The following is a 10633-nucleotide window of genomic DNA, read 5'->3' on the forward strand; positions in this document are numbered from 1 at the left end:
GAGGGGAGGGGAGGGAGCGACCTTTGCGCTGAACGACTGCTCGCCGCGTCATCTAAGCGCGTCGATGGCTTTTACGATCACTGTCCGTGCTTCCGCCCCGTACACCGCCAGGTCGGAGAGTCTGGCGAACGCCCGCAGATAGATGTCCAGTTCGCTGGGGGCCGTCACGGTCATCTTCGCCGCGAGCAGCTCGACATGGATGCGTACGTCGTCGAAAACGGTGAACTGCTCCAGCATCCACATGGCCTGCTCCCGGACGACCGCGGCCGGAATGATCCCAATCGACAGGGAGGGCAGGTTCATGGAGGCGAGAAGACTGCCCAGTTGTCCGGCCATCACCTCCGCACCCCCCACCCTGTGGTGGAGCACGTTCTCCTCGATGAGGGTCGCGAAGCGGTGATCGCCCTCGTGGACGACGCGTGAGCGACGCATACGGGCGTCGACGGCGTCCCTGACGTCGTCGGGGGCGCCACGGAAACCTGCGATGGTGCTCATGAGGGCAGTCGCGTAGGCGGGCGTCTGGAGGTAGCCAGGGATGACGTGGGAAGCGTAGACACGGAAGAGGCGAGTGCGCTCGTACAGAGGCGTGGAAGCCTCCTGCAAGTGCTTCATGCCGGTGCGCTGGAGCCGTTTCCACTGGACATACATGGCGCCCGCCTGCCGATTGGCCGCGATCAGGTCCTCCGCCTGTCCCCCGGCGCCACAAGCTGCGCACCAGGATCGGAGATCAGCATCGGACGGAGGAGTGACAGCGTTCTCGATCCGGGACGACTTGGCGGTGGACCAGCCGCAGCGCTTCGCGAGTTCCTTCCCAGTGATGCCGGCGTCCAGGCGCAGCTCCCGCAGGCGGGCGGCGAGGGCTGTGCGCGCATCCTGCACGCTGGGGGAGGGGAATGGGGACATGACCGGCTTACTCGACCTCGTACTCCTCATGCGCAGTGGCCCGCTCCCAGACCCTCTCGAACGCGACCGAGTACGTCTCCACAAGGCCCGGATCTCCTGAGAGTTCCTTGCCCTGCCAGGCGCCGTCCCCCGAGAAGTGATGGATGCGCATCAATCGGTTGTCGAAGATCCAGAAGTCGTTGGCGGGCAGCAGCAGGCCCGCGGCCCGCCGCCTGGGCAGCCAGCGCACCATTTCACCCGCTTCTACGTTGGCACGAGTCTGGTAATGCTCCCACCGGATGTAGTCACTGACCGGCTCGGAGACGACCCGGGCTCGCCGCACGCTCACCCCGCGGGCGACGGCGTGGGCGATGTCCTGGTGGAAGGGGCGCCACCAGGACTCCGGGTCGCTCCAGTCGATTCGCTCGCCGCGCAACCATGCCTCGAAGCGCGGGTTACTGAAGTACATGTCCCGCGTCTCCAGGTGAACCGCCGACTTCTCACAGTCGACGAGGAGTTCACCGAACTCCGGAACCGAACTCATCACATGCCTCCCTGATGATCGGGATCATGCGCTTCGGGACCCTGACGACAGCCTCGCCGGGTGGGATCGGCGCCCTGGCAGGGGACAGCGTGTCGCATGCGCTGTTCGTCTCCTCATCGGCCTCGTAGCCTTGAATCAGCAGCTCTCCTGCATCTGTGTCCACCCACACCGTCGGACACCCGTCCTCATCCGTGTCGGGGTCGATCCCGACGAACCGAATAGTCATGGCTGTTGACCTCCCGAACCGGTCGATTACGCAGACTTACACCACTGTCGGCTCACTGCGACATCTGGTCAAGAGCGCACCCTACTTCCAGCCTCGGGGACTCAACTCACGTGTAACTACATGCAACTTCATGGCGATAGCGGTACGCACACCCCTAGCCTCGGCGTCAACGAAGCCGCCGCAGTGAGTCGGCGCCGGAACACCAGTCAGAACTGCAGCGCAATGCATGGCTGCAGTCAGCGAGGAGGAGCACTATGGGCAAGCAGGGCGGGGACCACTCCGGAAAGCCCGACACCACCAGCGGCGACGGCCACCGCGACAAACCGCCAGGGCCGACCAAACCGTACGAACCGCCGGAGAAATGCGCCGCGTGATGACGCAGCAGCGGCTCGTGGAGACGCTTGAGAACAAGGGTGCGTTGCCGCCCTCCTGGCACGACGCTGTGTCCTCTGTGGATCGCGCGCTGTTCATCCCCGAGGCCATCGACAAAGCGGACTTCGCCACCGATCCGGACAGCTGGCTGCGGGCAGTCTACGCGGACGCGTTCGTGGTCACCCAGGTGAACGACGGGAAGAGCACGCCAGAAGGCGCATTCCGGCTCTTCACCTCGTCCTCTTCTACGCCATCAGTCATGCTCGAAATGCTGGACCTGCTCGACGTACGGGAAGGACAGCAGGTTCTGGAGATCGGCACCGGCACCGGCTACAACACCGCATGGCTGTGTCACAGGCTGGGTGAGGACAGCGTGACGTCGGTGGAAATCGACGAAGCGGTGCTGTCCGCAGCCGTGGATAACCTGAAACGAGCGGGGTTCCGTCCCACTGCGGTCCTGGGAAACGGCCGCGACGGACACCGCCAAGGCGCACCGTACGACCGGGTCATCTGCACCTGCACCATGTGGGACGTACCGCAAGCGTGGCTGGAGCAATGCCCTCGCGGCCGGATCGTCACTCCGTGGGGCAGTAGCTTCTTCAACGGTTCGTACGCCGTGCTGGATGTGGCGGACGGTCGGGCGCAAGGGGCATTCTCCGGATATCCGGCCTTCATGTGGGACCGCACCCACCGGGGCGGCGCGGGGCGAATCCCGGACGTCTACCACGGGGAAGCAGGAGAGAAAGGCAGCACCGATATCGCACCACAGAACGTCATCCAGGATGATCCCGCGTTCTACACCGGGCTCAGTGTGACCGATGCGTGGTACCGGTGGTGCGAGGCGGACGACGACAGCGGGGAAGCCACCCTGTGGTTCCTGGCGGATGACCGGATGTCGTGGGCGACCGTGGAATACACCCCGGCCGCGGAGGCGTACGAGGTGGAGCAGTACGGCCCCCGTGCGCTGTGGGACGAGGTGCGCGAGGCGTTCCTCGGCTGGCATGAGTTGGGGAAACCAGCACGGTCCCGGTTCGGCCTGACGGTCGACTGCGACGGACAGCGAGTGTGGCTGGACGACCCGCGTCACGTCATCCCGTGAATGAAGGGGGCTCCCGCCCGGCGGGAGCCCCGGCAGGTCTTGCGTGTGCGGTCGTGCTCGGGTCAGATCCCGAAGCGGCCCGCCCGCACGTCCGCGATGAACGCGGCGAACTGCTCGTGAGGCAGCAGCAGCGCGGGCCCGTGGGGGTCCTTGGAGTCGCGGATGACGACTCTGCTGCGGGCGGTCCGCGTCAGATCGGCGGTCTCAACGCAGTTGCCGCCAGCGTTACTGTAGGACGACTTGAACCAGTGGGCCTCCTCCAGCTCGGATGCCGTCACCGTGACCGGATGGGTCTTCATTCGCCGATCCCTTTCGATAGTTGGTGCAGGAACTTCGGTGTGTCTCCAGGAGGCAGGGCCCCAGCCGCCATCGCATCGAACATCCGGGAGAACCTCCCGACCTCGCGCGGCTTGTCCGTGACGGCCACGGTGTGCCATGCGGTGTCCGTCTGGACCGTCGCAGGCAAGCCCTCGCCGAGGATCATGATGTGGGCATCATGGAGGGCAACGTAGCCGTTCCCTGCCTGCGGCAGGACCTGCAGGGTCACGTTCTCCAGCGCGGCCAGCTCAGCGAGAGTCGCGTACTGGTCACGCATGATGTCCGCGTTGCCGATGGCATAGCGCAGCGCGGGCTCGTACAGGACCGCCCACACCTTCACAGGGTCCTCGTCGCGAGTGATCGCCTCCTGTCGTTTCATGCGGAGCCGTACGCTCTTCTCCCCGAACTCCGTGGTGATCTCGTCGATGGGCTTGTGCAGTTCATGCAGAGCCCGCGCGTAGCCCTCGGTCTGGAGTAGACCGGGGACAACGGTCGGGTGGAAGATGCGGACCTCGCGTGCCGCTGACTCAACTCCGAGGAACCGCTGCATCCCCGACATGAGGTTCGTGGTACCCACACCGGTCCACCACTCCCGGCTTGCCGCCTCGCGCTGCATGGCGACCATACGGTCGACCTCGTCCTCGTCCGTGATGCCGTAGCGCTCCAGCAGCAGCCGGAGGTGTCCGGCCTGCCGGAAGGACTTCCAGCCGGATTCGACGCGCTGAAGCGTGCTGTGATCGAACGGCATTCCCTCCACCGCCTGGGCGATGGTGAGTTCGGCGGTCTTGCGGTGCTGACGCAGCTCGTGGCCGAGTCCGATCCGCCGTGCGGTTGGCTGCGGTCGTGCGGCCATGTGCCCTCCGTTCTCGCGCACGTGCGCGCCGTGGTCGTCTCGCGATCAGTCTCAACAGCGTCGCGTGCGGAGCGAAAGCCATGAACACACTTCGGCATATACCAATTTCCAAGCCGAAGCTGAATCCCAGCATGTTCTATTGCGACGGACTTCCCTGACCGCGAACTTGGTTGAACTACCAGGGAGCCCACGGGCTCCCCACTCCCACATGCACACGGGCCGGAGGCGACGGCAGTGACGACGACGGTTACGGCGAGCCCGACAGGGCGTCCCAGCTACACCCAGACCCTGCCGCGCACGTCGGAAAGCGTTGGAGAAGCCCGAAGGCTGGTGCGTAACGCACTGTCCGTGTGGGACCTGGGAGAGCTGGAAGACCCCGGCGTTATCCTGGCCTCCGAGCTGGTGACCAACTCCGTCAGGCACGCCCGATGCCGCATGGTGCGCGTCACCGTGACCCGTCTCAGCCGGAACACGGTCCGTGTCGCCGTCGTGGACAAGTGCCATGCCCGTCTCGTAGTACGCGATCCCGGCGACACCGACACCAGCGGGCGGGGCCTCGTCATCGTCGACGCGATGACAGACCGGTGGGGAACCGAGCCGCTGCCCTGGGGCAAGCGCGTCTGGGGCGAACTGAGTCTGAAGGGCTGAGCCTCGTGCGGGCACGCGATCGGCCCCGTGCAGCCGCCTCCGCCGCAGCCCGCTCCCACGCGTCGGGGGCACGCCCCGACGGCGCGCCCCCCGGGTGTAGACCACAAGTTCAAGCCTGAGCCCCGTACACAACCCCGAGGGGCGCAGGTGCCAGAACCCGAGGCCGCTACGACGCCGGCTGCATATAGACCTTGGCGGCGCCCCCGCCCCGCGCCGCGGACGAGGTGTCGCCGTCCGCCCCCGCGACGGCCGGAGCGACCGCGGCGGCCACGGCCAGGGCGGCGGCCGCCGCGAGGGCGGCCCGTCTCACATATGCCTTCATCGTCTTCTCCCCTTCGCGGACAAGGACCGGCAGACCCGGCCCGACAGGACGGAAGTATCCCGCACGGCCGGGCCGTTGGCACTCAGCGGTGGCTGACCACGTTCAGCACCCGGCCGTTCGGGTCGCGGACGAAGAAGCGCCGTACGCCCCACTCCTCGTCCCGCAGCTCCCGCACGATCTCCGCGCCGCGCTCCCGCACCGCCGCGTACACCGCGTCCACGTCCTCCACCTCCACGCTGATGTCCGGCACGACCGGGGCCGTCTGCTCGTGCGTGAAAAAGCTGATCTGCGCGGTGGGGTTGCTGGGCGAGGCCATGGTCATCATCCACCCCGTGTCCATCACCTCCTCGAAGCCGAGCAGGCTCATCAACTTCGTTAGCCATCCCTAGTGTTGTCCATGTATGGTTGGGCGCATGGAGTTGCTGCGCATGTCCAAGGCCGCGAAGCGTCTCGGGATACACCCGATGACGCTTCGCCAGTGGGCTGTCGACGGCAAGATTCCTTTCTCCTGGGTCGGCCGTGAGCGCCGGTTTTCCTCTGTCGACGTGGAGAACATGAAGCGCGGTAGCGATGTGGCAACCTCCCGGCCTCGCCTGGAGGTTCTGTATGTGCGCGTCTCGGGATCGTCCGGGCGGGAATCCTCCTTGGCCGCGCAGGAAGAGGAGCTGCGGACCACTTCCACGGGTGTGGTCGTCAAGGTCGTCAAGGACCGTGGCTCCGGCCTGCGGGAGAACCGGCCCGGTCTCAACCGGCTGTTGCAGATGGTCTCCGACGGCAGTGTGACCGTGGTGCGGGTGACGCATGAGGACCGGCTGGCCCGGTTCGGGGTCGGCTGGCTCAAGCGCCTGTTCGCCGTATACGGCGTCACTCTCGAAGTGCTGCACCCGAAGAAGTCCGGCGGCCGAGACGAACTCCTCGAAGACTTCGTGTCTGTGGTGACCACGTTCGCGGGGCGGCTGTACGGGATGCGGTCGGCGGAGTCCCGAAAGCGGCTGCTTGCCGAGTCCGGGCAGTGCGCCGGCACGGAGGACCGTGCCGAGTGAGCCGTAAACTCCAGCTCGCCGACGGCGAGACCTCCCGTACCGCCTGTGCCCGCGCGGTGTTACGCACGGGTGTGGATGAGAAGACCGGTGAATTCCTGCCCACCACGGTGCTGGCTGAGCGCATCGACTGGGCTGCTGATCTGGTGTCCGGCATGGTTGCCGATCTGCTGGCCGAGCACTGGAACACCAAGGACGTGGACGTACTCGCGTCGGGTGAGGACGCCGGGGGCAGGAAGCTTCCGTCGAATGCGTGGATGGCCATGCGACGCCTCGGCTGGATTACCGCGCCGCCGGAGGGCGTGCAGGCCAACGACCGCATCATTCGCATGGCTCAGGAACAGGCCGGGCGTACGCTCCGCTCCACGAAGTGGCGCGCTGATGTGACGGCCGGGGTCATCGCCACCCGGCCCGGGGACCCGGCCAGGCGCACTGCCCAGGAGTGGGATGCCGTGCGCGAGGCGATCCCTGGCGGGGAGTATCTGCCGTCGAGCGTCATCAAGTCCCGCACTCGGCAGGTGGCCGCCTTCGAGCGGAAGCACGGCCGCATGCCGGCCGACCTGTTCGAGGCTGAGGCGGAGCCGCGTACAGCCAAGATGCTGCTGCTGGCGGCCTGCGACGGGCAGCAAGCCACGATCGAACGGGCGGATGAGCCGGGCCGGGCACTGCTGCGGTTGCAGCTGCCCACCAGGCCCAACCCGGCCTCGTACAAGGACTGGACGTGGGTCGCCTGCCCGATCCAGCCGCCGCCCACCGTGCCCGCCTCGGCGGTGCTGCACCTGCCGACCCTGCACATCAAGCAGGGCAAGGTGCACGCCGACATCGCCTTCACCCACGCCGTACCGAAGGCCCAGCGCTCCGGCCACACGATCGCCCTGGGAATCGACTGGGGCCTGGGCACCCTGCTGTCCGCCGGGGCGGCCCGCCTGCACGACAACGGCATCATTACCGCCCTCGGGGCGGGCGGCCAGTTCCGAGCCGCTGGTGTCCTGGCCAGGCAACACCGCCTGCGGCGACACTCCGAGCATCTGCACGCCAAGGCCGATCAGTACGAACGCCTCATCGGCGACAGCGACGGTCATGCCCTGGAGGTGAAGCACCAGGTGCTGCGCGACGAGATCGGGCACGTCTCCCTCCGCCGCTCGAACCTCAACGACGCGCTCGCCCGGGCTTCCGCCCGGTGGGCAGTCGACCAGGCGGTTGCCGCACGGGCGACGGTCATCTACATCGAGGACCTGCGGTCGATGGAAGCCCTCGGTATGGGCCGTACCCACAACACTCGCATGTCCCAGCAGGTACGCGGGCAGATCGTGGACCGCATGCGGCACCTCGCCGCCGAGGTCGGCATCGCCGTGGTGACGGTCCCGGCGCGGAATACCTCCAAGCACTGCCCTCAGTGCCTCACACCGCTCCGCCACCGTAAGGCACCCGACCGTCGCACTACGCCGGGCTGGAAGTGGGCGATCTGCCCCAACCCCGACTGCCGTTGGCAGGGCGACCGCGACCAAGGAGCATGGCGACGTATCGCCGCCCGAGGGCTCGCACACCAGACCAAGACCGCCTGCGACCGGGCCAGCGGCACCATGGTGATCCGCTCGGTAGTCGACAAGCTCGAAGCCAAGGCCGCCATCAGCACGGCCATCGAGACCAGCCGGAAGGACCGGTCGAAGACCGGCCCTACCCGGCCCCGTACAACACGCTCCGCGCCCAGGCGACGCAGGGCACCCTCCCCCACCAGACCTTCGGGGCTGGCGGGCAAGCGTCCGGAGGGACACGCCAACACGGCCCGGAGGTGCCTGCCCCGCGCAGCCCACCGGGACCAGGGCGTGAACACGTCGGTTAAGCACACCCACCAGCCGCGAGGGGCTGCGCTGGGCGCTGGATTCCATCTCCACGCTCATGCTTCCCCTCCACAGTGGGCAGAACCCGCGCCAGACACCACGTCTTGCATGGGTTCGCTTAACTGATCAGAGACGCTGTAGAACTCCTTGCTCTCCGGCAGGGACTGCGACTGGATGTCCGGCATGGCACGGCGAATGGTCATGGTCCCGAGCCTGCCATCCGCCACTGACAGTTCCGGTCAGCCGCGCAGCTCCCGGAGGCGTACGAGGTCGTCCCGGACCTCCGCCCGCTCGTCCTCCGCCAGCTCCACCGCAGCCGCGCGGTCCAGCGCCCGGCGCGCCGTGCCGTCCTCGCCGAGCCGTGCGGCGACGTCCGCGCGTAGCACCAGCAGCCGGAAGAGCTGTACGCGGGTGGGGCGCTCGTCCTCCCGGGCCAGCGCGCGGTCCAGGACGCGGGCCGCGCCCGCCAGGTCCAGCTTCGAGTCGGCGAACAGGGCCGCGTGGTGCAGGGCCCGCGCGAAGGTCCCCTTCGGCGCGGGGGCGTGGCGCTGGTCGTCGCTGATCGGCTGGCCGATCCGGACGCAGTTGCCGCCCGGGTCGTTCAGCAGGAACTGCCGCATACCGAACGACGTGTCCCGCAGCGCCCCGATGCGCGGCAGCCCGCGGGTCGGGACGCGCCCGTACGCGGCCTTGAGGCGGGACCGGAAATCGGCGTAGAGGGCGTCGACGTCGTCCGTCGTGACGTAGCAGGTGCTGTAGGAGCCGCGCGGGTCGTAGTCCTTCATGCCGAAGAACTGGAGCTGGATGCCGCCCCGTTCCACCGCGGCGTACGGATTGGGGCTCCGCTGTACGAAGGTCACCGCGAACCCCACCGCCTCGTAGAAGTCGAGGATGGGCTGGATCGTGCGGCACGGCAGGATCGGTGTCGTCGTCTCGGTCATACGTCCAGGCTAGTCAACGTTGACTAGCCTGGACACACGGGGGATTCAGGTCAGTGTGGATCCAGCGGGTGGCCGGTCGTCGCGTCCACATGCCCGGGGATCTCGTCGTGGCGGTCGCCCACCGTGAGCGTGCCCGTGGGCTCGAACATCAGGATCGCGGCGCCGTGCGGCGCGTACGGCTTGTGCTCCGTCCCGCGCGGCACGGTGAAGACGGCGCCCCTGGGCAGGGTCACCGAGCGCTCGGCCCCGGCCTCCCCGTCCTCCCCGGCCTCCCCGTCCCGCAGGGCGATGTGCAGCTCGCCGTCCAGAACGAGGAAGAACTCGTCCGTGTGCGCGTGGACGTGCCAGACGTGCTCGCCCTCCACCTTCGCGATACGGACGTCGTAGTCGTTGACCCGCGTGACGACGCGGGGACTCCACAGCGCCTCGAAGGCGTCCAGAGCGCGGGCGAGGGTTATCGGTTCGTTGATCACTCGTTCATTTTCCGAGCTGGCGCCCGCCCGGCGTGAGTGCTACAGATCGCATATGGCGCAAGATTCCTCGCAGCTTCACCGCGTCGTCGTGCTCGTCGACGCGAACTCCAACCCCTTCGAGCTCGGCTGCGCCACCGAGGTGTTCGGACTGCGCCGCAGCGCGGAGCTGGGGCGCGAGCTGTACGACTTCACCCTGTGCTCCGCCGAGCCGCACACCCTCATGCGGGACGGGTTCTTCACGCTCTCCGGCGTGCCGGGACTGGAGGCGGCGGACAGCGCGGACACGCTGATCGTGCCCAACCGGCCGGACGTCGAAGTGCCGCGCCGTCCGGCCGTACTCGACGCCGTCCGGCGCGCGCACGCGCGCGGGGCCCGGCTCGTCGGGTTCTGCAGCGGCGCGTTCACGCTCGCGGAGGCGGGGGTGCTGGACGGGCGCCGGGCCACCGCGCACTGGCAGTGGGCCGACGCCTTCCGGGCCCGCTTCCCCGACGTGCAGCTGGAGCCGGACGTGCTGTTCGTGGACGACGGGGGCATCCTCACCGCGGCGGGGAGCGCGGCGGCGCTCGATCTGGGGCTGTACCTGGTACGGCGGGACCACGGCGCCGAGGTCGCCAACGCCGTCAGCCGGCGGCTGGTCTTCGCGGCGCACCGGGACGGCGGGCAGCGGCAGTTCGTGGAGCGACCGGTGCCGGACGCGCCGGACGAGTCGCTGGCACCGGTGCTGGAGTGGGCCCGGGAGCACCTGGCGGAGCCGCTCACCGTGGAGACCCTCGCCGCGCGGGCCGCCGTCAGCCCCGCGACGCTGCACCGGCGGTTCCGGGCGCAGCTGGGCACGACGCCGCTGGCCTGGCTGAACGGGGAGCGGGTGGCGCTCGCCTGCCGGCTGATCGAGCGCGGGGAAGTGCGGCTGGACGTGGTCGCCCGGGAGAGCGGGCTGGGGACGACGGCGAACCTCCGGGCGCGGCTGCGGCGGGAGACGGGGCTCAGCCCGTCCGCGTACCGCGTGCGCTTCGGCCCGGAGCAGGAGCGGCTCGGCTGACCCGCCCCCGGCCCCCCGGTCGCCGCTCTCCCCTC

14 protein-coding genes are annotated in these 10633 nt (G+C 68.4%); 5 read left to right on the forward strand and 9 right to left on the reverse strand.

The annotated features are described in order from the left end of the window. Nucleotides 1–48: 48 nt before the first annotated feature. From G5C65_RS22065 to G5C65_RS22075, 3 genes are read right to left on the reverse strand one after another with little or no spacing between them, the layout of a single operon-like run. Complete coding sequence (locus G5C65_RS22065) at nucleotides 49–903, reverse strand: helix-turn-helix domain-containing protein (RefSeq protein WP_165300643.1); 855 nt, start codon at nucleotides 901–903, stop codon at nucleotides 49–51. A gap of 7 nt (nucleotides 904–910) precedes the next feature. Then, nucleotides 911–1426: a DUF6879 family protein gene (locus tag G5C65_RS22070; RefSeq protein ID WP_165300644.1), complete on the reverse strand. Its 516-nt coding sequence runs from the start codon at nucleotides 1424–1426 to the stop codon at nucleotides 911–913. Continuing rightward, on the reverse strand, nucleotides 1401–1652 hold the full coding sequence (locus G5C65_RS22075) for a hypothetical protein (RefSeq protein WP_165300645.1): 252 nt from the start codon (nucleotides 1650–1652) through the stop codon (nucleotides 1401–1403). Before G5C65_RS22075 ends, G5C65_RS22070 begins: the two co-directional genes overlap by 26 nt. 373 nt (nucleotides 1653–2025) lie before the next feature. On the opposite strand from G5C65_RS22075, the gene G5C65_RS22080 reads away from it, so the two are divergent. Beyond that, complete coding sequence (locus tag G5C65_RS22080; RefSeq protein ID WP_241265968.1) at nucleotides 2026–3123, forward strand: methyltransferase domain-containing protein; 1098 nt, start codon at nucleotides 2026–2028, stop codon at nucleotides 3121–3123. Between the two features lie 62 nt (nucleotides 3124–3185). Here G5C65_RS22080 and G5C65_RS22085 read toward each other — a convergent pair whose 3' ends face one another. Further along, nucleotides 3186–3422 carry a DUF397 domain-containing protein gene (locus G5C65_RS22085; protein WP_165300647.1) on the reverse strand — a complete coding sequence of 79 codons (237 nt, stop codon included), beginning with the start codon at nucleotides 3420–3422 and terminating at the stop codon, nucleotides 3186–3188. Next, complete coding sequence (locus G5C65_RS22090) at nucleotides 3419–4294, reverse strand: helix-turn-helix domain-containing protein (protein ID WP_165300648.1); 876 nt, start codon at nucleotides 4292–4294, stop codon at nucleotides 3419–3421. The genes G5C65_RS22085 and G5C65_RS22090 overlap by 4 nt, the downstream gene beginning before the upstream one ends. 234 nt (nucleotides 4295–4528) lie before the next feature. Between G5C65_RS22090 and G5C65_RS22095 the strand changes: the two genes are divergently transcribed. Continuing rightward, complete coding sequence (locus G5C65_RS22095; RefSeq protein WP_165300649.1) at nucleotides 4529–4942, forward strand: ATP-binding protein; 414 nt, start codon at nucleotides 4529–4531, stop codon at nucleotides 4940–4942. A gap of 166 nt (nucleotides 4943–5108) precedes the next feature. On the opposite strand, the gene G5C65_RS22100 is transcribed toward G5C65_RS22095, so the two are convergent. Next, nucleotides 5109–5264 carry a hypothetical protein gene (locus G5C65_RS22100; RefSeq protein ID WP_165300650.1) on the reverse strand — a complete coding sequence of 52 codons (156 nt, stop codon included), beginning with the start codon at nucleotides 5262–5264 and terminating at the stop codon, nucleotides 5109–5111. Between the two features lie 82 nt (nucleotides 5265–5346). Next, nucleotides 5347–5631: a VOC family protein gene (locus G5C65_RS22105; RefSeq protein ID WP_165300651.1), complete on the reverse strand. Its 285-nt coding sequence runs from the start codon at nucleotides 5629–5631 to the stop codon at nucleotides 5347–5349. A 46-nt stretch (nucleotides 5632–5677) separates the two neighbouring features. Between G5C65_RS22105 and G5C65_RS22110 the strand changes: the two genes are divergently transcribed. Then, nucleotides 5678–6307, forward strand: a complete 630-nt coding sequence (locus tag G5C65_RS22110) for an IS607 family transposase (protein WP_165300652.1) — start codon at nucleotides 5678–5680, stop codon at nucleotides 6305–6307. Further along, nucleotides 6304–8271, forward strand: a complete 1968-nt coding sequence (locus G5C65_RS22115) for a zinc ribbon domain-containing protein (protein WP_165300653.1) — start codon at nucleotides 6304–6306, stop codon at nucleotides 8269–8271. The genes G5C65_RS22110 and G5C65_RS22115 overlap by 4 nt, the downstream gene beginning before the upstream one ends. Before the next feature lie 113 nt (nucleotides 8272–8384). Here G5C65_RS22115 and G5C65_RS22120 read toward each other — a convergent pair whose 3' ends face one another. Together G5C65_RS22120 and G5C65_RS22125 are read right to left on the reverse strand one after the other, a co-directional pair. Then, the gene (locus tag G5C65_RS22120) at nucleotides 8385–9086 is read right to left on the reverse strand and encodes a bleomycin resistance protein (RefSeq protein ID WP_165300654.1); all 702 of its coding nucleotides are present in this window, start codon (nucleotides 9084–9086) and stop codon (nucleotides 8385–8387) included. A 50-nt stretch (nucleotides 9087–9136) separates the two neighbouring features. Beyond that, on the reverse strand, nucleotides 9137–9559 hold the full coding sequence (locus G5C65_RS22125) for a cupin domain-containing protein (protein ID WP_165300655.1): 423 nt from the start codon (nucleotides 9557–9559) through the stop codon (nucleotides 9137–9139). 52 nt (nucleotides 9560–9611) lie between these two features. Here G5C65_RS22125 and G5C65_RS22130 point away from each other — a divergent pair, with 52 nt between their 5' ends. After that, nucleotides 9612–10598: a helix-turn-helix domain-containing protein gene (locus G5C65_RS22130; RefSeq protein WP_165300656.1), complete on the forward strand. Its 987-nt coding sequence runs from the start codon at nucleotides 9612–9614 to the stop codon at nucleotides 10596–10598. Nucleotides 10599–10633 lie beyond the last annotated feature (35 nt).

The organism is Streptomyces boncukensis, from assembly GCF_011045075.1.
GTDB lineage: Bacteria > Actinomycetota > Actinomycetes > Streptomycetales > Streptomycetaceae > Streptomyces > Streptomyces boncukensis.